Genomic DNA, 20,250 nt, shown 5'->3' on the forward strand with positions numbered 1-20,250 from the left:
CTATGCCTCTCCGTTCATCGGGGACTCAACAATGCGGGTATCAACAACGCGGGCTGGAGAAGAAGTTTTTTCCCGGAACAGTGCGTTTTCACCGACTCCAACTTGCGAACCCTCTACGCCTTTATCCATATGGTTTTGAGGCGAGTTCTCCGGGTCCAACATGGGCCCATCATGGGGGCAACCTGGGGGCAACTTGCTTGCCTTCTGTTCCAACTTGCGTGCATCGTTGTCGAGTAAATCAAGCTCTTCGACCTCAATCAGCCCCGCCAGCCTCGGCTCGTTATCGTTCGCGCCGTCGTACATCAGTTCGTATTGCAGCAGGTGGCCACGGCTGCCGCCGCGCACCAGCAGATACTCCAGCTCTACCAGCCGCATGCAGTGCACCTTCAACTGGTTGTCACTCCAGCGCGTGTACTCCCTGATGTCGCGCCGCGTAAAGCGCACCTCACGCCGCTTCACATGATCGCGCTCGCCAAGCTCGCCCACCATCGTGTACACCATCTTCAGCAGTCGCCGTGTCTGCGGCGGCAGCTCATCGAGCGTGCGTCCCAGCACCTCATGGGCAATCCGGTTGGCCAGCGCGATATCGTCCTTCGTCACCTCGATGTACGTCAACGCCTCGCCCCGGTGCGTCACCGTCTGATGCGGCCTCTGGTACTGGTGCAGCAGGGCAATCGAGCGGATCAGCGTCAGGTACTTCATGTGATCACGCCGCATCCGCGTCCTGTCATCCATGAACGTCAGCTGCTCCGCAAACGGATTCACCACGTGCACGTTCTTCAGCAGCCTTTGCGCATTGCGGTGCAGCCCAATAATGTGCTGCCGGTCCGTCTCCGCGAGCAAGCCCTCCAGCGTCTGCTTCACCCGCTGCCGCGCGTGAATCTCGCGCGTCTGCTCGCGGCTCTCGTTGATCGTCAGCACCAGGCACCGGTTCAGCAGCTCCTCATCCACATCAATCGCGGTGGTCGTGAGCATCAGCATCACCGGACCCTTCACCGTGTACTGCCTGGTTACCAGGTTGCCTGTCGCCTCGTCCTTGCCCGTGCTCGCTATCGTCAGCTCGCCATCCGACTGCAGCAGCTTCAGTGCATACGCGGCCTGCCTCACGCCTTCCTCCTCGGCAATCGCCAGAATCCGGTGCTGTAAATCCGTCTCGCCCAGGTAGAACAGGCTCTGTCCCGTCATCGCGCTGTACTGGATGCGTTCCTCCTGCGGCATCAGGTCCAGCACCGCATCCATCAGGGAGGACTTGCCCGCCGCGCTCGAACTCTGGATCAGTACCGCCAGGGGCGCATCGAGTTTTCTGGAGACCGCCGCCAGATATCCCGCCAGCAGGTTCGCGCCTTCGCCCACCACGCCGCAGCGCGCCATGTCGGCTTCGAGTCGCGCGATCAGCTCCGGTGCCCTGAGCCAGTCGAGCGCGGCTGCATGCTCCAGCGCGTCCATCTGCACGCCGCTTTCCTTTGGCGCGAGCGTCGCCCGGATCGCCTCGTCCTGTAGCGTCTCCAGCTTCAGCAGGATTCGCCCAAGATCGCGCTTGAGCGTGTCTTCCTGTGTACCGAGCTCAACCGCTGCGCTCTTCAGGTACAAACCCCGTGCCTTCGCGCTGTACACGTCGAGCGTATCGACGTGGTACGCATCGCCGCGCCGTACCTGCGCGTTCACCCGCATCTGCTCCGGGCCCAGGTTCTTCTGCCAGCCGCGGATGCGCCAGACCCGTTCCCCCAATGTGAACAGCAGTTCGCCGCTCGCGCTTTCCTTCACATCCAGCGTGTCTGCTGGCTGCGGCGCAGGTGCGCCTTGCGATTTTTCCGCTTCTCCTTTAGCCGCTTCCACTGCGGTGTGTGCGGGTGGTGCGTCCAGTCCGGTGATGGCCGCTATCCCGCGGGATTCGCCGCGCAGCGAAGAGGAGGGCGGTTCGCCAGCCCGTACCGCTTCAGCCACTTCAGCAGTTGGCCTCCGGCCCTTGCCAGTCCATTCCGCCTGCTGCAACAGCACCCCAAGGCTCTTCTCCGTCCCACAGGGACTTCCGCTGGTCGCTGGCTCAACCTTCCTGGCGTAGTCGTTCGCATCCATGCCCTTCGGGAACAGCACGCGCCATGTCCCGATCCCTGCCTCATGCAGTTCAGTCGCCAGCTTCTCCGCCGCAGCGTTGCCTGCATCGTCCCGGTCGTATGCGATCCACACCTGCCCAGTGCCGTGCCGTTTCAGCGCGTTCCAGTGGTCCTGCGTGAACCCGTTCACTCCATATGCGGCGATCACATTGCGGTACCCGGCACACCAGAACGTCAGCGCATCAATGAGCGCCTCGCACACGATCACCTCGCGGCTGGCCACCAGCGCCGCCTCATTCCACACACCGGCAAGCGGTAGCGACAGGTACAGATGCTTCGGCTGGCCCGCCGGGATCTTGTGTCCCGGCGCGATCCGTCGCCCGTACATCTGCCTGACAGCACCGGTCTCAAGGTCCATCACCGGCACCACCAGGCAGCCGTTCAGGTGTTCATGGCCCGACTCGCGGTACACCCCAACGCGTTGCAGCTTCGCGCGCACCTCACGGCCTTCCTTCGAATACCCCGGCGGCAGGCGGTATGTCAGGCTCTTGTTGGCATACCCCAGGCGGAACGTGCCGACTACCTCGCCATGCACCAGGCCGCGCTGCGCCAGATACGCCTGCGCCTCCGGACTCTGCTTCAGGCTCTCGTGATACGTATCCGCCACCTGGCCCAGCAGTACCTGTTCATCGGCGTCCGCCGCCAGGGAAGCCAGGGGGCGCGTAAAACTCAGCTTCACGCCCACCTTGTCCGCCGCAGCCAGCGGCGCATCGTTACGCAGTAACTGCACCGCGTGCGGCAGCGATACGCCCTGCGTGCGCATGACCCAGTCCAGCACCGTGCCCGAGGCGCCACAGCCGAAGCAGTGGTACACGTTCTTCGCCTCCGACACCGACAGGCTCGGCGTGTCCTCCTCATGGAACACGCAGCGCATGACCCAGTCGCGGCCGCGCTTTTTGAGCTTATGGCCCTGTGACTCGATCAGGCGCAGCAGCGAGACCTCGCGCTTCAGTCTGTCCAGTTCAGCATCGGGAATACGGGGCATGAATCGTCCTTCGGCTAAAAACCTGTCAAGTAGCATAGTAATGTACATTTATTGTTTTTACTATGCTACATTGATGCAGGTCTTACTGAAGGGGGTTCTTACACTCATGGTCTACATCCAATTCTTCGGCTTATCCATGAGCTTTCCCCAACGCCTCGCTTCTTTCCGCAAGGAATCTGGCCTGACCCAGCAGCAAATGGCAGACAAGATCGGCATGCACGTTTCACAGTTCAAGCGTTATGAAGCAGGTACTTCCCAGCCAACCATCGAAGTCTTCCGGCGCATCGCCCTTGCTCTCAGCGTTAGCGCCGATACGCTACTTTTTGAAGAGAATGAGCGTGGTCCGGATGAGCGGCTCAAGCTTCAGTTCGAGGCCGTCTCCAAACTCGATCCCAAGGAGCGTGAAGCCATCGAAACCGTGATCGCCAGTGTTCTCCACATGCATGACGCCAAACGCTGGACTCAACTGGCTCCACTCACACCAGCATCTGAACCCGATGTGAAGCGGCGAGGCCGCTAGGACAGGCAGATAAAAATGACGCCGTAAACGAAGCGCGGGTGGTGAGTGCTGAAACACTCACCACCCGCTAACCACAACCAGCTCACTACAGGAGCTCGCCATGGCTGATGCCGATCTTAAACCATCTCTTCACCACCCAGAACGCAGCGCGACCGTTCAGCAGTCTCGCCGCTATCGCTCCCTTTCCACATTGCTCTACTCTCCCTCACGCTACAGTGAGCCTGCCTCCTACCCATGGATCAGGATCGCCGGGCGCTGGCTCGAACTCGCAGGATTCTCGCCCCATCAGCGCGTCAGAATCGAAGTGCAGGATGGCAGGCTTGTCATCACGCCAATTTGACCTCCGCTACAAACAAGGAACCCGGCACAGGCCGGGTTCATTGTTTCAGGGTTTCGGGTCCTGTTTGAACCAGGGACCGAATTTCTCGGGTTCGTCGCTTAGCATTCCCGCCTTGCGTAATGGCTTCGGTAAATGTTTTATAAATATCAGCAGCAGAATAATAAAAAATGGAAGGCCGATAGCAAATACAGAAATGCTATCACCCAAGCCAATTACCTTTCTGCATAATCCAATAATAATAACGGAATAAAATCCAGCGCCTCCAATTGATATTCCGCCAACAACACCAATTATCTGGGTAACTGCATACAGACGTCGCCAGTTCACTTTCATTTCTGATCTCCAGTGTGGCGAATATCATTGATGACCGTTACCCCCTTAGCCCCTACCCCGAACAGTAATATCCCCTGATTCGTCCCGTATGGAAGTGCCTTGTTTACAAATGGAATTAGCTTGTTGTTATTAAACTGCGGAACCGTTACATCGAATATAGAATTCGGCCGGTTCAAACCATCGGCAGTGCCTATCTTGAGCGGAACCGGCGCATAAAGCGCTCCAATCGAAGTTATAAAATTCAATCCATCATATGCAACATTTCCCCAGCCTGCTGGCAAAGCTTCATTAAATCCCTTGCGCAATGGGTTTACTCCAGATGAATTAATCCCGTTATAACGGTTATACAAACCATCCGCACCTTCAGTCATATCGCTCACGCCAAAGGCTGCCGCCGGAATACCAGCAGCACATCCCAGCCCAGTCGTACAAAGTCCCAGCCCAGTTTTTGCCGTTATTCCACCAACCACTACTTTGGCCGTGTCCTTTGCCACTCCCACCGGATCACTCTTCACCGCATCGCCGATTTTCTGCCCCGGCGTGTAATTGAACAGTCCCGCTTCCTTCTGCCGGTTCACCCAGTCGATTTCCGGCTGCAACTGTGATGCCTCAACCTGGCTGACATAGTTCCTGTTGTATTCGTCGCTGCCCGGCTTGAATTCCGCCCAGCATTTCACCGCAAGACATGCCGCTTTTGTCAGCCGTTCCTCTTCGGCCTTGTCCTTGCCTGCCTTCTTTTCTATTGCGCTTCTCTCCTCGGGATGAATTTGCCGGTTAAAGCGGACACGGCACCCCGACACGCCCGCCGTTGCCGGTAAGGTTTTTTCCCTGACGCAACAGTCACTTGCAACACGTTTTTGCCCGACGCTGTCCGTTGCCAGCATTTTTTTGCCCCGACGCGGTTTTGCGCTAAAGAAGCGAGTTTGCCAGAGGCGTCATTTTTGGGGAGCGCTGGTTAGCATGTCGAAGTCACTGGAGCCGCCTGGTTTGGCGGCGTCCGCAGGGCGACGGCAAACCAGGCGGAACATGGCCGTCGCCAGCCTCACACGCCAGGAGCTGGCCACCGCCCCATGGCGGGCTAAAGAAGAGACATGCGAAGAGCCATGCCCTGGCCCAGGGTTCTGGCCTGGCGCCTGCACACCGCCACGCTAGAACCCGTCAGGGCCGCGCGAAGCGCGCCGAAGGGAAGCCTTGACGGAGGAGGGTGTGCCACGCTGGGCAATGCGGTGCAAGCCGTCAGTGTGGCTTGCAGCGCATGCAGTGCGTTTCTGGTTTTGACGTTGGAATTTGATTTCCGCTGCGCAGCAGCGGCAGGACAGGGAGCCCCGTGGGGGCGGACGGGCAGGGCCGGGCGGGGCCCAGTTCCACTCATGGCCGCTTCGCGGCCCCTGACTTTACTCATGCGCGCAGCGCCCGATCCGGGGGGCCGGGGGCCAGTGACATAACGCGAATTATCAACGTTTGCCGGGCCGCCACACCCGGATGGATTCGTGCCGTGGCGGCCCGGCAAACGTTGATAATTGCCTTTCGCGTTATGTTAAATAGACTGACGGGACCCGAAGGGGCACGGCAGGCTATTTACCCCCGGCCCCCCTCGTTGGCCTCCGGCCGCAGGCCGCACTTTCTCATTCCAGGACACTGTCGGGGCGCATGCCCCGCACGAATCCATTCGTTACCCGGCTGGGCCGCCCCGGCCCACACTTTTTAATTCCAGGACATTCACGGTGCGTAGGCACCGCACGAACCCTTTCCTCTCCGATCCGGGCCGTTCCGGCCCGGCACTTTTCTATTCCAGGGGTCAGCGGGGCGTAGGCCCCGGTGGATTCTATTGGGCTTCTGTCTTGCCATACACGCGCTGCAGGAGCCGCCCCGGCTTCAGCCCTTCTATTTCTGCACGCTGCTCCACCCGCTCCAGCCGTGCCGGATGCGTGGCCGTATGAATCTCCTTGAGCGCCCGGATCGCCACCTGCGTATACACCTGCGTGCTCGTCAGTTGCGCATGCCCCAGCATCACCTGCACGAACCTCACATCGGCCCCGTTCTCCAGCATCAGCGTGGCCATCGTGTGCCGGAACAGGTGACACGAGCCGCTCTTGTTCACCCCTGAGCACTTGATGTAGTCCGACACCAGTTGCCCCATGCTGCGCAGGCCGATCGAATCGCCCGTCAGCGCCAGGAACAGCACCCCCTCATCGTCAGCCAGCGACAGTTGCGGCCTGACCTCATCGAGGTACTTCCTGATCCACGCCAGCGCCCTGTCTCCTATCGGAATCAGCCGGTCCCGCGCGCCCTTGCCCTGGCGCACCATCACCGTGCCGCGATCCATGTCCACGTCATGCACATGCAGGCCCACCAGCTCCGCACGCCGGACCCCCGTGCTGTAGAACGTCTCGAGAATGGCCCGGTCCCGGATACCGATGCTGCTCGTCACATCCGGCACATTCAGGATCCGCTCGGCTTCCTCCTCACTCAGGATGTGCCTGGGCAGCCGCTTCTCCATCCTCGGCATGTCGATGTCCGCTGCCGGATTGGAGAGGATCCGGTTCTGCCGCACCAGCCACCGGAACCACAGCTTCACCGGCACCAGCCGCATGTGCTGGCTGCGTCCCGAGAGCGCCTGGCCATCCTTCTTGCGGTACAGGAACAGGTAGCGCTGGTAGCGCTCAAGGATCGGGCGCGTCACTTCCTGCGGACGTGTGACGCCGCGCTCGTCGCACCACGCTATAAATCCACGCAGGTGTATCTCGCGGTGTTCCACCGTGCCTTCGCTGTAGTTGCGCACGCGCATCCATTCGAGGAACGGGCGTATCTGGTGGTACAGGCTTTGGGGATCATCGGCCGGGCCAATCACGGGCAGCGGGGCGCGCGGGGTTGTCTTCTTGTGCATCACGGCCCCTCAATAACGCGGGTATCAACAACGCAGGCTGGAGAAGAAGTTTTTTCCCGGAACAGTGCGTTTTCGCCACTTGCCGCGCCAGATTCCCGCTCTTCCTTGACAGGCATGGTTTTGGGCCCGGTTGAGCAACCCTGACCTGGCCCTGACTTGGGGCTGGCTTGACCCTGACTTGAGGGTAACTTGCGTTCTCCGAACCCTGACTTGCGTTCATCACTGTCGAGTTCTTCAACCTCAACCAGTCCCGCCAGCCTCGGCTCGTCATCGTTCGCGCCGTCATACATCAGCTCGTATTGCAGCAGGTGCCCACGGCTGCCGCCCCGGACCAGCAGGTATTCAAGGTCGGCCAGCCGCGTGCAGTGGATTTTCAGTTGCCCATCACTCCAGCGCGTGTACTCCCTGATGTCGCGCCGCGTAAAGCGCACCTCACGCCGCTTCACATGATCGCGCTCGCCAAGCTCGCCCACCATCGTGTACACCATCTTCAGCAGCCGCCTTGTCTGCGGTGGCAGCTCATCGAGCGTCCTGCCCAGCACCTCATGGGCAATCCGGTTGGCCAGCGCAATATCGTCCTTCGTCACCTCGATGTACGTCAGCGCCTCGCCCCGGTGCGTTACCGTCTGATGCGGCCTCTGGTACTGGTGCAGCAGGGCAATCGAGCGGATCAGCGTCAGGTACTTCATGTGATCGCGCCGCATCCGCGTCCTGTCATCCATGAACGTCAGCTGCTCCGCGAACGGATTCACCACGTGCACATTCTTCAGCAGCCTTTGCGCATTGCGGTGCAGCCCAATAATGTGCTGCCGGTCCGTCTCCGCCAGCAACCCCTCCAGCGTTTGTTTCACCCGCTGCCGCGCGTGAATCTCGCGCGTCTGCTCGCGGCTCTCATTAATCGTCAGCACCAGGCACCGGTTCAGCAGTTCCTCATCCACATCAATTGCGGTGGTCGTGAGCATCAGCATCACCGGACCCTTCACCGTGTACTGCTTCGTCACGAGGTTGCCCGTCGCCTCGTCCTTGCCCGTGCTCGCTATCGTCAGCTCGCCATCCGACTGCAGCAGCTTCAGTGCATACGCGGCCTGTCTTACGCCTTCCTCTTCGGCAATCGCCAGGATCCGGTGCTGCAAATCCGTCTCGCCCAGGTAGAACAGGCTCTGTCCCGTCATCGCGCTGTACTGGATGCGTTCCTCCTGCGGCATCAGGTCCAGCACCGCATCCATCAGCGAACTCTTGCCTGCCGCGCTCGAACTCTGGATCAGCACCGCCAGGGGCGCATCGAGTTTTCTGGAGACCGCTGCCAGATACCCCGCCAGCAGGTTCGCGCCTTCGCCCACCACGCCGCAGCGCGCCATGTCGGCTTCGAGCCGCGCGATCAGCTTCGGTGCCCTGAGCCAGTCGAGCGCGGCTGCATGCTCCAGCGCATCCATCTGCACGCCGCTTTCCTTTGGCGCGAGCGTCGCCCGGATCGCCTCATCCTGTAGCGTCTCCAGCTTCAGCAGGATTCGCCCAAGGTCGCGCTTCAGGGTGTCTTCCTGTGTACCGAGTTCGATGGCCGCTGTTTTCAGATACACCGCGCGGGCCTTCGCGCTGTACATGTCGAGCGTATCGACGTGGTACGCATCGCCGCGCCGTACCTGCGCATTCACCCGCATCTGTTCCGGCCCGAGGTTCTTCTGCCAGCCGCGGATGCGCCACACCCGTTCCCCCAATGTGAACAGCAGTTCGCCGCCTTCCGTCTGCTTCACGTCGGGATCGTCCGCTGGCGCGGGCTGCACCTCCTCTTTAGCCGCCATCGCCGTGACTGGCGTCACCGCAGCCTCAGCCGCAGCAACAGCGGCCAGGGAAGAGGGCGGTTTAACGTCCTTCACGTCATCAACCGGCACCGGTTCAACCTGCGCCGTTACACCGGAGCGTTTGCCCTTGCCAGTCCATTCCGCCTGCTGCAACAGCACCCCAAGGCTCTTCTCCATCCCACAGGGACTTCCGCTGGTCGCAGGAGCTACTTTCCTTGCGTAGTCGTTCGCGTCCATGCCCTTCGGGAACAGCACGCGCCATGTCCCGATCCCTGCCTCATGCAGTTCAGTCGCAAGCTTCTCCGCTGCGGCGTTGCCCGCATCGTCCCGGTCGTATGCGATCCATACCTGTTCCGTACCGTGCCGTTTCAGTGCGTTCCAGTGGTCCTGCGTAAATCCATTCACTCCATATGCGGCAATCACATTGCGATACCCCGCACACCAGAACGTCAGCGCATCGATGAGCGCCTCGCATACGATTACCTCGCGGCTGGCCACCAGCGCCGCCTCATTCCACACACCGGCAAGCGGCAGCGACAGGTACAGATGCTTTGGCTGGCCCGCCGGGATCTTGTGTCCCGGTGCGATCCGTCGCCCGTACATCTGCCTGACAGCACCGGTCTCAAGGTCCATCACCGGCACCACCAGGCAGCCATTCAGATGTTCATGGCCCGACTCGCGGTACACCCCAACGCGTTGCAGCTTCGCGCGCACCTCACGGCCTTCCTTCGAATACCCCGGTGGCAGGCGGTATGTCAGGCTCTTGTTGGCATACCCCAGACGGAACGTGCCGACTACCTCGCCATGCACCAGGCCGCGTTGCGCCAGATACGCCTGTGCCTCCGGACTCTGCTTCAGGCTCTCGTGATACGTATCCGCCACCTGGCCCAGCAGAACCTGTTCATCGGCGTCCGCCGCCAGGGAGGCCAGAGGGCGCGTAAAACTCAGCTTGACCCCAACCTTGTCGGCCGCAGCCAGCGGCGCATCGTTACGCAGTAACTGCACCGCATGCGGCAGCGATACGCCCTGCGTACGCATGACCCAGTCCAGCACCGTGCCCGAGGCGCCACAGCCGAAGCAGTGGTACACGTTCTTCGCCTCCGACACCGACAGGCTCGGCGTGTCCTCTTCATGGAACACGCAGCGCATGACCCAGTCTTTCCCGCTCTTCTTCAGCTTATGGCCCTGCGACTCGACCAGCCGCAGCAGCGACACTTCGCGCTTCAGTCTGTCCAGCTCGGCTTGCGGAATACGGGGCATGAATCGTCCTTCGGCTAAAAACCTGTCAATACTCTAATTGATAGAGTTAACGATACACTGTATAGTGTATAAATGGCAAGCCGGGCAGAAGGGGGTACTTAGAATGAATGCATCTCTTTTTTCGTTGGGATGCTTTGATATGTCCGTCTTTGCCGAACGACTCAGACTGCTGCGCTCCGCAAGACAGATCACCCAGGCGCGATTGGCTGAACTGCTGGAAATCAACCCGCGTGTGTATAACCGCTGGGAACGCGGCCTTGCTACACCACAGTTCGATACCGTGGTACGGATCGCCGATATTTTGCAGGTCACACTGGATGAACTGGCCGGACGAACACCCGCACCGGCCGAACCCAAGATTCACAATCAAGAGTTACTGACTCTCTATCAACAGGTGGATAGCCTGCCCGATGCCGAGCAACAGGCGTTGATCCTGGTGATCGACAGCTTCGTGAGGAAGACGCAGGTCCAGAAGGTTATGAGCCGCCGACGATAGGCAGCTAATGAAGGAAGACACAGTGATGTAAACGAAGCGCGGCCAGTGAGTGTTACGAGCATTCACCGACCGCTGACCATCACCAACTCACCGAAGGAGTTGACTATGGCTGACGCCAATCTTAAAGCATTGCACGCTCATCCCGAGCGGCACGCTACCGTCCAGGAGATCATGCGCTGGCGACCCTCACCGAAACCCGGCAGGCCCTGGCGAACACCAAGGTTTTTTCCGTGGCTGCGCATCGCTGGCATGTGGCTTGAACAGGCCGGCTTCCCGCCCGGACAGCGTGTGAGAATCCAGGTCCAGCACGGCAGGCTCGTCATCACGCCAGATTGAAATACTCCACAAACAGCAAACCCAGCGCGAAGGCTGGGTTTGCTGTTTGTTATTGTCTTCGACGACTAATCCAGGCAATCACAATAAAGGCAATGGCAAGAAGGGTGCCTCTTGCAAAGACGCTTTTTAGATTCACTGCTGCAACCAGGCTATTAATGCTCAATTGCTCGAAGCATCCTGTGGCAAACAGGCAATTCAAGGTTAACCCAGCCAGCCATGCGACATACATTCCGGCAAGGCAGATTCCCCATGCACCTACAAACGCAATAACCCAACGACTCATTTCTTGCTTCCCCCAATGGAGGGGGTGGGCACTATCGGTGTTACAGCTTCTTGTGTGATGCCGCCGCCAATGGAACCGCCGATCACTCCCATTGCGTTTGGCTGAATTAGGTTCCATCCGCTTCCTGACCAAACACCACTTGTAGCCCACCCATTGGCGTTGTTTATAGTTGGCCGGAGGGAGGAGTTAATCCACGATTCAGCGGCCTTACCGGTTGTGTAACCGATCGCAGACAGAGCACCGCTCGTAATACCTGAACCTATGATGCTGTCATTTCTGCCGTACACCGCATTATTGATCGCTGTGCCAGTCGCACCACCTACGCCATTCACGAACACGTTCCATCCCAGCCCACCGTACGCGCCAGCACCGCCCGATATCGCAGCAATGGCCACGTCAATGGGATTGACCGTCCCGTTCTGGTAATACTGCGCACCCGCATTGATTCCCGCGCTGATTGCCCCGGTTCCCACCGGTGATGCCAGGGCTCCAGTTCCCAGCGCTCCACCTGAACTAAAGATTGGCGCACCCGGCAAGGCTGCAATGACACCGCCAGTGGCGACAGTCGCCGCTCCTCCAGCGGCCACCAGGGTGCCGGTCCTGAAGGCATCGCGGTACGCCTGCTCCCGGCTCACACTCGCGCCGATTTGCGATTGTGAGGGCCGGTTTGCCCCGGTCCCGCCAGCGTAGTACTTCGCATACATGTCGACATTCGCCTTCTGTTCCGGCGTGGCATAGAACATGTAGCCCGGTCCGCTCTTGCCATCGGCCGCAAGCATTCCATGTGCCTGGCCCAGGAATGCGCTGGCACGCTCGTTCCAGGTCCCGGGCGAACCGTTCTGTACCTGCAGGTTAGCCTGCGTGGTTAGTTCGTTATGCGCCTGCTCCGCCGTCAAACTATATTTCTTCGCATACGCCGCTTCTTTCTCGCTGATCCACTTCTTTTCTTCCGGATGAAGTTGTCTGTTAAAGCGAACACGGCACCCCGACACGCCTGCGGTTGCCGGTAGGGTTTTTTCCCTGACGCAACAGTCACTTGCAGTACGTTTTTGCCCGACGCTGTCCGTTGCCAGCATTTTTTTGCCCCGACGCGGTTTTGCGCTAAAGAAGCGAGTTTGCCAGAGGCGTCATTTTTGGGGAGCGCTCGTTAGCATGTCGAAGTCACTGGAGCCGCGTGGTTTGGCGGCGTCCGCAGGGCGACGGCAAACCAGGCGGAACCGGGCCGTCGCCAGCCTCACACGCCAGGAGCGAGCCACCGCCCCATGGCGGGCTAAAGAAGAGACATGCGAAGAGCCATGCCCTGGCCCTGGGTTCTGGTCTGGCGCCTGCACACCACCACGCTGAAACCCGTCAGGGCCGCGCGCAGCGCGCCGAAGGGAAGCCTTGACGGAGGAGGGTGTGCCACGCTGGGCAATGCGGTGCAAGCCGTCAGTGTGGCTTGCAGCGCATGCAGTGCGTTTCTGGTTTTTGACGTTGGGTTTTGATTTCCGCTGCGCAGCAGCGGCAGGACAGGGAGCCCCGTGGGGGCGGACGGGCAGGGCCGGGCGGGGCCCAGTTCCACTCATGGCCGCTTCGCGGCCCCTGATTTCACTCATGCGCGCAGCGCCCGATCCGGGGGGCCGGGGGCCAGTGACATAACGCGAATTATCAACGTTTGCCGGGCCGCCACACCCGGATGGATTCGTGCCGTGGCGGCCCGGCAAACGTTGATAATTGCCTTTCGCGTTATGTTAAATAGACTGACGGGACCCGAAGGGGCACGGCAGGCTATTTACCCCCGGCCCCCCCTCGTTGGCCTCCGGCCGCAGGCCGCACTTTCTCATTCCAGGACACTGTCGGGGCGCATGCCCCGCGCGAATCCATTCGTTACCCAGCTGGGCCGTCCCGGCCCACACTTTTTAATTCCAGGACACTCACGGTGCGTAGGCACCGCACGAACCCCTTCCTCCCCGATCCGGGCCGTTCCGGCCCGGCACTTTTCTATTCCAGGGGTAAGCGGGGCGTAGGCCCCGGTGGATTCTATTGGGCTTCTGTCTTGCCATACACGCGCTGCAGGAGCCGCCCTGGCTTCAGCTCTTCTATTTCTGCACGCTGCTCCACCCGCTCCAGCCGCGCCGGATGCGTGGCCGTATGAATCTCCTTGAGCGCCCGGATCGCCACCTGCGTATACACCTGCGTGCTCGTCAGTTGCGCATGCCCCAGCATCACCTGCACGAACCTCACATCGGCCCCGTTCTCCAGCATCAGCGTGGCCATCGTGTGCCGGAACAGGTGACACGAGCCGCTCTTGTTCACCCCTGAGCACTTGATGTAGTCCGACACCAGTTGCCCCATGCTGCGCAGACCGATCGAATCGCCCGTCAGCGCCAGGAACAGCACCCCCTCATCGTCAGCCAGCGACAGTTGCGGCCTGACCTCATCGAGGTACTTCCTGATCCACGCCAGCGCCCTGTCTCCTATCGGAATCAGCCGGTCCCGCGCGCCCTTGCCCTGGCGCACCATCACCGTGCCACGATCCATGTCCACGTCATGCACATGCAGGCCCACCAGCTCCGCACGCCGGACCCCCGTGCTGTAGAACGTCTCGAGAATGGCCCGGTCCCGGATACCGATGCTGCTCGTCACATCCGGCACATTCAGGATCCGCTCGGCTTCCTCCTCACTCAGGATGTGCTTCGGCAGCCGCTTCTCCATCCTGGGCATGTCGATGTCCGCTGCCGGGTTCGAGAGAATCCGGTTCTGCCGCACCAGCCACCGGAACCACAGCTTCACCGGCACCAGCCGCATGTGCTGGCTGCGCCCCGAGAGTGCCTGGCCATCCTTCTTGCGGTACAGGAACAGGTAGCGCTGGTAGCGCTCCAGGATCGGGCGCGTCACTTCCTGCGGCCGCGTCACGCCGCGCTCGTCGCACCACGCAATGAACCCGCGCAGGTGTATCTCGCGGTGTTCCACCGTGCCTTCGCTGTAGTTGCGCACGCGCATCCATTCGAGGAACGGGCGCATCTGGTGGTACAGGCTTTGGGGATCATCGGCCGGGCCAATCACGGGCAGCGGGGCGCGCGGGGTTGTCTTCTTGTGCATCGCTATGCCTCTCCGTTCATCGGGGACTCAACAATGCGGGTATCAACAACGCGGGCTGGAGAAGAAGTTTTTTCCCGGAACAGTGCGTTTTCACCGACTCCAACTTGCGAACCCTCTACGCCTTTATCCATATGGTTTTGAGGCGAGTTCTCCGGGTCCAACATGGGCCCATCATGGGGGCAACCTGGGGGCAACTTGCTTGCCTTCTGTTCCAACTTGCGTGCATCGTTGTCGAGTAAATCAAGCTCTTCGACCTCAATCAGCCCCGCCAGCCTCGGCTCGTTATCGTTCGCGCCGTCGTACATCAGTTCGTATTGCAGCAGGTGGCCACGGCTGCCGCCGCGCACCAGCAGATATTCCAGCTCTACCAGCCGCATGCAGTGCACCTTCAACTGGTTGTCACTCCAGCGCGTGTACTCCCTGATGTCGCGCCGCGTAAAGCGCACCTCACGCCGCTTCACATGATCGCGCTCGCCAAGCTCGCCCACCATCGTGTACACCATCTTCAGCAGTCGCCGTGTCTGCGGCGGCAGCTCATCGAGCGTGCGTCCCAGCACCTCATGGGCAATCCGGTTGGCCAGCGCGATATCGTCCTTCGTCACCTCGATGTACGTCAACGCCTCGCCCCGGTGCGTCACCGTCTGATGCGGCCTCTGGTACTGGTGCAGCAGGGCAATCGAGCGGATCAGCGTCAGGTACTTCATGTGATCACGCCGCATCCGCGTCCTGTCATCCATGAACGTCAGCTGCTCCGCAAACGGATTCACCACGTGCACGTTCTTCAGCAGCCTTTGCGCATTGCGGTGCAGCCCAATAATGTGCTGCCGGTCCGTCTCCGCGAGCAAGCCCTCCAGCGTCTGCTTCACCCGCTGCCGCGCGTGAATCTCGCGCGTCTGCTCGCGGCTCTCGTTGATCGTCAGCACCAGGCACCGGTTCAGCAGCTCCTCATCCACATCAATCGCGGTGGTCGTGAGCATCAGCATCACCGGACCCTTCACCGTGTACTGCCTGGTTACCAGGTTGCCTGTCGCCTCGTCCTTGCCCGTGCTCGCTATCGTCAGCTCGCCATCCGACTGCAGCAGCTTCAGTGCATACGCGGCCTGCCTCACGCCTTCCTCCTCGGCAATCGCCAGGATCCGGTGCTGCAAATCCGTCTCGCCCAGGTAGAACAGGCTCTGTCCCGTCATCGCGCTGTACTGGATGCGTTCCTCCTGCGGCATCAGGTCCAGCACCGCATCCATCAGCGAACTCTTGCCTGCCGCGCTCGAACTCTGGATCAGCACCGCCAGGGGCGCATCGAGTTTTCTGGAGACCGCTGCCAGATACCCCGCCAGCAGGTTCGCGCCTTCGCCCACCACGCCGCAGCGCGCCATGTCGGCTTCGAGCCGCGCGATCAGCTTCGGTGCCCTGAGCCAGTCGAGCGCGGCTGCATGCTCCAGCGCATCCATCTGCACGCCGCTTTCCTTTGGCGCGAGCGTCGCCCGGATCGCCTCATCCTGTAGCGTCTCCAGCTTCAGCAGGATTCGCCCAAGGTCGCGCTTCAGGGTGTCTTCCTGTGTACCGAGTTCGATGGCCGCTGTTTTCAGATACACCGCGCGGGCCTTCGCGCTGTACATGTCGAGCGTATCGACGTGGTACGCATCGCCGCGCCGTACCTGCGCATTCACCCGCATCTGTTCCGGCCCGAGGTTCTTCTGCCAGCCGCGGATGCGCCACACCCGTTCCCCCAATGTGAACAGCAGTTCGCCGCCTTCCGTCTGCTTCACGTCGGGATCGTCCGCTGGCGCGGGCTGCACCTCCTCTTTAGCCGCCATCGCCGTGACTGGCGTCACCGCAGCCTCAGCCGCAGCAACAGCGGCCAGGGAAGAGGGCGGTTTAACGTCCTTCACGTCATCAACCGGCACCGGTTCAACCTGCGCCGTTACACCGGAGCGTTTGCCCTTGCCAGTCCATTCCGCCTGCTGCAACAGCACCCCAAGGCTCTTCTCCATCCCACAGGGACTTCCGCTGGTCGCAGGAGCTACTTTCCTTGCGTAGTCGTTCGCGTCCATGCCCTTCGGGAACAGCACGCGCCATGTCCCGATCCCTGCCTCATGCAGTTCAGTCGCAAGCTTCTCCGCTGCGGCGTTGCCCGCATCGTCCCGGTCGTATGCGATCCATACCTGTTCCGTACCGTGCCGTTTCAGTGCGTTCCAGTGGTCCTGCGTAAATCCATTCACTCCATATGCGGCAATCACATTGCGATACCCCGCACACCAGAACGTCAGCGCATCGATGAGCGCCTCGCATACGATTACCTCGCGGCTGGCCACCAGCGCCGCCTCATTCCACACACCGGCAAGCGGCAGCGACAGGTACAGATGCTTTGGCTGGCCCGCCGGGATCTTGTGTCCCGGTGCGATCCGTCGCCCGTACATCTGCCTGACAGCACCGGTCTCAAGGTCCATCACCGGCACCACCAGGCAGCCATTCAGATGTTCATGGCCCGACTCGCGGTACACCCCAACGCGTTGCAGCTTCGCGCGCACCTCACGGCCTTCCTTCGAATACCCCGGTGGCAGGCGGTATGTCAGGCTCTTGTTGGCATACCCCAGACGGAACGTGCCGACTACCTCGCCATGCACCAGGCCGCGTTGCGCCAGATACGCCTGTGCCTCCGGACTCTGCTTCAGGCTCTCGTGATACGTATCCGCCACCTGGCCCAGCAGAACCTGTTCATCGGCGTCCGCCGCCAGGGAGGCCAGAGGGCGCGTAAAACTCAGCTTGACCCCAACCTTGTCGGCCGCAGCCAGCGGCGCATCGTTACGCAGTAACTGCACCGCATGCGGCAGCGATACGCCCTGCGTACGCATGACCCAGTCCAGCACCGTGCCCGAGGCGCCACAGCCGAAGCAGTGGTACACGTTCTTCGCCTCCGACACCGACAGGCTCGGCGTGTCCTCTTCATGGAACACGCAGCGCATGACCCAGTCTTTCCCGCTCTTCTTCAGCTTATGGCCCTGCGACTCGACCAGCCGCAGCAGCGACACTTCGCGCTTCAGTCTGTCCAGCTCGGCTTGCGGAATACGGGGCATGAATCGTCCTTCGGCTAAAAACCTGTCAATACTCTAATTGATAGAGTTAACGATACACTGTATAGTGTATAAATGGCAAGCCGGGCAGAAGGGGGTACTTAGAATGAATGCATCTCTTTTTTCGTTGGGATGCTTTGATATGTCCGTCTTTGCCGAACGACTCAGACTGCTGCGCTCCGCAAGACAGATCACCCAGGCGCGATTGGCTGAACTGCTGGAAATCAACCCGCGTGTGTATAACCGCTGGGAACGCGGCCTTGCTACACCACAGTTCGATACCGTGGTACGGATCGCCGATATTTTGCAGGTCACACTGGATGAACTGGCCGGACGAACACCCGCACCGGCCGAACCCAAGATTCACAATCAAGAGTTACTGACTCTCTATCAACAGGTGGATAGCCTGCCCGATGCCGAGCAACAGGCGTTGATCCTGGTGATCGACAGCTTCGTGAGGAAGACGCAGGTCCAGAAGGTTATGAGCCGCCGACGATAGGCAGCTAATGAAGGAAGACACAGTGATGTAAACGAAGCGCGGCCAGTGAGTGTTACGAGCATTCACCGACCGCTGACCATCACCAACTCACCGAAGGAGTTGACTATGGCTGACGCCAATCTTAAAGCATTGCACGCTCATCCCGAGCGGCACGCTACCGTCCAGGAGATCATGCGCTGGCGACCCTCACCGAAACCCGGCAGGCCCTGGCGAACACCAAGGTTTTTTCCGTGGCTGCGCATCGCTGGCATGTGGCTTGAACAGGCCGGCTTCCCGCCCGGACAGCGTGTGAGAATCCAGGTCCAGCACGGCAGGCTCGTCATCACGCCAGATTGAAATACTCCACAAACAGCAAACCCAGCGCGAAGGCTGGGTTTGCTGTTTGTTATTGTCTTCGACGACTAATCCAGGCAATCACAATAAAGGCAATGGCAAGAAGGGTGCCTCTTGCAAAGACGCTTTTTAGATTCACTGCTGCAACCAGGCTATTAATGCTCAATTGCTCGAAGCATCCTGTGGCAAACAGGCAATTCAAGGTTAACCCAGCCAGCCATGCGACATACATTCCGGCAAGGCAGATTCCCCATGCACCTACAAACGCAATAACCCAACGACTCATTTCTTGCTTCCCCCAATGGAGGGGGTGGGCACTATCGGTGTTACAGCTTCTTGTGTGATGCCGCCGCCAATGGAACCGCCGATCACTCCCATTGCGTTTGGCTGAATTAGGTTCCATCCGCTTCCTGACCAAACACCACTTGTAGCCCACCCATTGGCGTTGTTTATAGTTGGCCGGAGGGAGGAGTTAATCCACGATTCAGCGGCCTTACCGGTTGTGTAACCGATCGCAGACAGAGCACCGCTCGTAATACCTGAACCTATGATGCTGTCATTTCTGCCGTACACCGCATTATTGATCGCTGTGCCAGTCGCACCACCTACGCCATTCACGAACACGTTCCATCCCAGCCCACCGTACGCGCCAGCACCGCCCGATATCGCAGCAATGGCCACGTCAATGGGATTGACCGTCCCGTTCTGGTAATACTGCGCACCCGCATTGATTCCCGCGCTGATTGCCCCGGTTCCCACCGGTGATGCCAGGGCTCCAGTTCCCAGCGCTCCACCTGAACTAAAGATTGGCGCACCCGGCAAGGCTGCAATGACACCGCCAGTGGCGACAGTCGCCGCTCCTCCAGCGGCCACCAGGGTGCCGGTCCTGAAGGCATCGCGGTACGCCTGCTCCCGGCTCACACTCGCGCCGATTTGCGATTGTGAGGGCCGGTTTGCCCCGGTCCCGCCAGCGTAGTACTTCGCATACATGTCGACATTCGCCTTCTGTTCCGGCGTGGCATAGAACATGTAGCCCGGTCCGCTCTTGCCATCGGCCGCAAGCATTCCATGTGCCTGGCCCAGGAATGCGCTGGCACGCTCGTTCCAGGTCCCGGGCGAACCGTTCTGTACCTGCAGGTTAGCCTGCGTGGTTAGTTCGTTATGCGCCTGCTCCGCCGTCAAACTATATTTCTTCGCATACGCCGCTTCTTTCTCGCTGATCCACTTCTTTTCTTCCGGATGAAGTTGTCTGTTAAAGCGGACACGGCACCCCGACACGCCCGCCGTTGCCGGTATGGTTTTTTCCCTGACGCAACAGTCACTTGCAGTACGTTTTTGCCCGACGCTGTCCGTTGCCAGCATTTTTTTGCCCCGACGCGGTTTTGCGCTAAAGAAGCGAGTTTGCCAGAGGCGTCATTTTTGGGGAGCGCTCATTAGCATGTCGAAGTCACTGGAGCCGCGTGGTTTGGCGGCGTCCGCAGGGCGACGGCAAACCAGGCGGAACATGGCCTTCGCCAGCCTCACACGCCAGGAGCGGGCCACCGCCCCATGGCGGGCTAAAGAAGAGACATGCCCCGGCCCGGGTTCTGGCCTGGCGCTTGCAGACCGCCACGCTGAAACCCGTCAGGGCCGCGCGAAGCGCGCCGAAGGGAAGCCTTGACGGAGGAGGGTGTGCCACGCTGGGCAATGCGGTGCAAGCCGTCAGTGTGGCTTGCATCGCATGCAGGGCGGTTTTGATGTTTGGGTTTGATTTCCGCTGCGCAGCAGCGGCAGGACAGGGAGCCCCGTGGGGGCGGACGGGCAGGGCCGGGCGGGGCCCAGTTCCACTCATGGCCGCTTCGCGGCCCCTGACTTTACTCATGCGCGCAGCGCCCGATCCGGGGGGCCGGGGGCCAGTGACATAACGCGAATTA

17 protein-coding genes are annotated in these 20,250 nt (G+C 60.4%); 6 read left to right on the top strand and 11 right to left on the bottom strand.

Annotated features, from left to right (window positions below; all coding sequences use genetic code 11):
• Positions 1-3,099 (bottom strand): CHC2 zinc finger domain-containing protein, encoded by a 3,099-nt coding sequence (locus tag GH657_RS08185; RefSeq protein ID WP_153100240.1) that lies wholly within the window; start codon positions 3,097-3,099, stop codon positions 1-3.
• Between GH657_RS08185 and GH657_RS08190 the strand changes: the two genes are divergently transcribed.
• Positions 3,098-3,619: a helix-turn-helix domain-containing protein gene (locus tag GH657_RS08190; RefSeq protein ID WP_220094838.1), complete on the top strand. Its 522-nt coding sequence runs from the start codon at positions 3,098-3,100 to the stop codon at positions 3,617-3,619. The genes GH657_RS08185 and GH657_RS08190 overlap by 2 nt on opposite strands.
• Positions 3,620-3,719: 100 nt before the next feature.
• Complete coding sequence (locus GH657_RS08195; protein WP_153100237.1) at positions 3,720-3,959, top strand: SymE family type I addiction module toxin; 240 nt, start codon at positions 3,720-3,722, stop codon at positions 3,957-3,959.
• Positions 3,960-4,004: 45 nt separating this feature from the next.
• Here GH657_RS08195 and GH657_RS08200 read toward each other — a convergent pair whose 3' ends face one another.
• The 4 genes from GH657_RS08200 to GH657_RS08215 all read right to left on the bottom strand — a co-directional run bounded on the left by GH657_RS08200 (position 4,005) and on the right by GH657_RS08215 (position 10,238).
• Positions 4,005-4,292 (bottom strand): hypothetical protein, encoded by a 288-nt coding sequence (locus GH657_RS08200; protein ID WP_153100238.1) that lies wholly within the window; start codon positions 4,290-4,292, stop codon positions 4,005-4,007.
• On the bottom strand, positions 4,289-5,176 hold the full coding sequence (locus GH657_RS08205) for a hypothetical protein (protein WP_153100239.1): 888 nt from the start codon (positions 5,174-5,176) through the stop codon (positions 4,289-4,291). Before GH657_RS08205 ends, GH657_RS08200 begins: the two co-directional genes overlap by 4 nt.
• Before the next feature lie 941 nt (positions 5,177-6,117).
• The gene (gene xerC / locus GH657_RS08210; RefSeq protein ID WP_153100241.1) at positions 6,118-7,179 is read right to left on the bottom strand and encodes a site-specific tyrosine recombinase XerC; all 1,062 of its coding nucleotides are present in this window, start codon (positions 7,177-7,179) and stop codon (positions 6,118-6,120) included.
• Complete coding sequence (locus GH657_RS08215; protein ID WP_153100242.1) at positions 7,179-10,238, bottom strand: CHC2 zinc finger domain-containing protein; 3,060 nt, start codon at positions 10,236-10,238, stop codon at positions 7,179-7,181. The genes xerC (GH657_RS08210) and GH657_RS08215 overlap by 1 nt, the downstream gene beginning before the upstream one ends.
• Before the next feature lie 103 nt (positions 10,239-10,341).
• Between GH657_RS08215 and GH657_RS08220 the strand changes: the two genes are divergently transcribed.
• Positions 10,342-10,734 (top strand): helix-turn-helix domain-containing protein, encoded by a 393-nt coding sequence (locus GH657_RS08220; protein ID WP_153100224.1) that lies wholly within the window; start codon positions 10,342-10,344, stop codon positions 10,732-10,734.
• 105 nt (positions 10,735-10,839) lie between these two features.
• Positions 10,840-11,070 carry a SymE family type I addiction module toxin gene (locus GH657_RS08225; RefSeq protein WP_153100225.1) on the top strand — a complete coding sequence of 77 codons (231 nt, stop codon included), beginning with the start codon at positions 10,840-10,842 and terminating at the stop codon, positions 11,068-11,070.
• A 49-nt stretch (positions 11,071-11,119) separates the two neighbouring features.
• On the opposite strand, the gene GH657_RS08230 is transcribed toward GH657_RS08225, so the two are convergent.
• The 4 genes from GH657_RS08230 to GH657_RS08250 form a co-directional block, all read right to left on the bottom strand.
• Complete coding sequence (locus tag GH657_RS08230; RefSeq protein WP_153100226.1) at positions 11,120-11,353, bottom strand: hypothetical protein; 234 nt, start codon at positions 11,351-11,353, stop codon at positions 11,120-11,122.
• Positions 11,350-12,429, bottom strand: coding sequence for a hypothetical protein (locus GH657_RS08235; protein ID WP_153100243.1), 1,080 nt, complete (start codon positions 12,427-12,429; stop codon positions 11,350-11,352). Before GH657_RS08235 ends, GH657_RS08230 begins: the two co-directional genes overlap by 4 nt.
• Before the next feature lie 943 nt (positions 12,430-13,372).
• Positions 13,373-14,434: a site-specific tyrosine recombinase XerC gene (xerC, locus tag GH657_RS08245; protein WP_153100222.1), complete on the bottom strand. Its 1,062-nt coding sequence runs from the start codon at positions 14,432-14,434 to the stop codon at positions 13,373-13,375.
• A 2-nt stretch (positions 14,435-14,436) separates the two neighbouring features.
• Positions 14,437-17,508, bottom strand: coding sequence for a CHC2 zinc finger domain-containing protein (locus GH657_RS08250; RefSeq protein WP_153100245.1), 3,072 nt, complete (start codon positions 17,506-17,508; stop codon positions 14,437-14,439).
• 103 nt (positions 17,509-17,611) lie between these two features.
• Between GH657_RS08250 and GH657_RS08255 the strand changes: the two genes are divergently transcribed.
• A complete protein-coding gene (locus GH657_RS08255; RefSeq protein WP_153100224.1) occupies positions 17,612-18,004 on the top strand; it encodes a helix-turn-helix domain-containing protein in 393 nt (130 codons plus the stop codon).
• A 105-nt stretch (positions 18,005-18,109) separates the two neighbouring features.
• The gene (locus GH657_RS08260; RefSeq protein ID WP_153100225.1) at positions 18,110-18,340 is read left to right on the top strand and encodes a SymE family type I addiction module toxin; all 231 of its coding nucleotides are present in this window, start codon (positions 18,110-18,112) and stop codon (positions 18,338-18,340) included.
• A 49-nt stretch (positions 18,341-18,389) separates the two neighbouring features.
• On the opposite strand, the gene GH657_RS08265 is transcribed toward GH657_RS08260, so the two are convergent.
• Both GH657_RS08265 and GH657_RS08270 read right to left on the bottom strand, forming a co-directional pair.
• A complete protein-coding gene (locus GH657_RS08265; RefSeq protein WP_153100226.1) occupies positions 18,390-18,623 on the bottom strand; it encodes a hypothetical protein in 234 nt (77 codons plus the stop codon).
• Positions 18,620-19,699, bottom strand: a complete 1,080-nt coding sequence (locus GH657_RS08270; protein WP_153100246.1) for a hypothetical protein — start codon at positions 19,697-19,699, stop codon at positions 18,620-18,622. Before GH657_RS08270 ends, GH657_RS08265 begins: the two co-directional genes overlap by 4 nt.
• Positions 19,700-20,250 lie beyond the last annotated feature (551 nt).

It is taken from the genome of Paraburkholderia hayleyella, from assembly GCF_009455685.1.
GTDB lineage: Bacteria > Pseudomonadota > Gammaproteobacteria > Burkholderiales > Burkholderiaceae > Paraburkholderia > Paraburkholderia hayleyella.

What these genes read in the sequence shown, in the direction of transcription:
- GH657_RS08250 (WP_153100245.1), bottom strand. Translation starts at nt 17,508, where the DNA reads ATGCCCCGTATTCCGCAAGCCGAGCTGGACAGACTGAAGCGCGAAGTG.
- GH657_RS08260 (WP_153100225.1), top strand. Translation starts at nt 18,110, where the DNA reads ATGGCTGACGCCAATCTTAAAGCATTGCACGCTCATCCCGAGCGGCAC.
- GH657_RS08225 (WP_153100225.1), top strand. Translation starts at nt 10,840, where the DNA reads ATGGCTGACGCCAATCTTAAAGCATTGCACGCTCATCCCGAGCGGCAC.
- GH657_RS08220 (WP_153100224.1), top strand. Translation starts at nt 10,342, where the DNA reads ATGAATGCATCTCTTTTTTCGTTGGGATGCTTTGATATGTCCGTCTTT.
- GH657_RS08255 (WP_153100224.1), top strand. Translation starts at nt 17,612, where the DNA reads ATGAATGCATCTCTTTTTTCGTTGGGATGCTTTGATATGTCCGTCTTT.
- GH657_RS08265 (WP_153100226.1), bottom strand. Translation starts at nt 18,623, where the DNA reads ATGAGTCGTTGGGTTATTGCGTTTGTAGGTGCATGGGGAATCTGCCTT.
- GH657_RS08215 (WP_153100242.1), bottom strand. Translation starts at nt 10,238, where the DNA reads ATGCCCCGTATTCCGCAAGCCGAGCTGGACAGACTGAAGCGCGAAGTG.
- GH657_RS08230 (WP_153100226.1), bottom strand. Translation starts at nt 11,353, where the DNA reads ATGAGTCGTTGGGTTATTGCGTTTGTAGGTGCATGGGGAATCTGCCTT.
- GH657_RS08235 (WP_153100243.1), bottom strand. Translation starts at nt 12,429, where the DNA reads ATGCTGGCAACGGACAGCGTCGGGCAAAAACGTACTGCAAGTGACTGT.
- GH657_RS08190 (WP_220094838.1), top strand. Translation starts at nt 3,098, where the DNA reads ATGAATCGTCCTTCGGCTAAAAACCTGTCAAGTAGCATAGTAATGTAC.
- GH657_RS08195 (WP_153100237.1), top strand. Translation starts at nt 3,720, where the DNA reads ATGGCTGATGCCGATCTTAAACCATCTCTTCACCACCCAGAACGCAGC.
- GH657_RS08185 (WP_153100240.1), bottom strand. Translation starts at nt 3,099, where the DNA reads ATGCCCCGTATTCCCGATGCTGAACTGGACAGACTGAAGCGCGAGGTC.
- GH657_RS08200 (WP_153100238.1), bottom strand. Translation starts at nt 4,292, where the DNA reads ATGAAAGTGAACTGGCGACGTCTGTATGCAGTTACCCAGATAATTGGT.
- xerC (WP_153100222.1), bottom strand. Translation starts at nt 14,434, where the DNA reads ATGCACAAGAAGACAACCCCGCGCGCCCCGCTGCCCGTGATTGGCCCG.
- GH657_RS08270 (WP_153100246.1), bottom strand. Translation starts at nt 19,699, where the DNA reads ATGCTGGCAACGGACAGCGTCGGGCAAAAACGTACTGCAAGTGACTGT.
- xerC (WP_153100241.1), bottom strand. Translation starts at nt 7,179, where the DNA reads ATGCACAAGAAGACAACCCCGCGCGCCCCGCTGCCCGTGATTGGCCCG.
- GH657_RS08205 (WP_153100239.1), bottom strand. Translation starts at nt 5,176, where the DNA reads ATGCTGGCAACGGACAGCGTCGGGCAAAAACGTGTTGCAAGTGACTGT.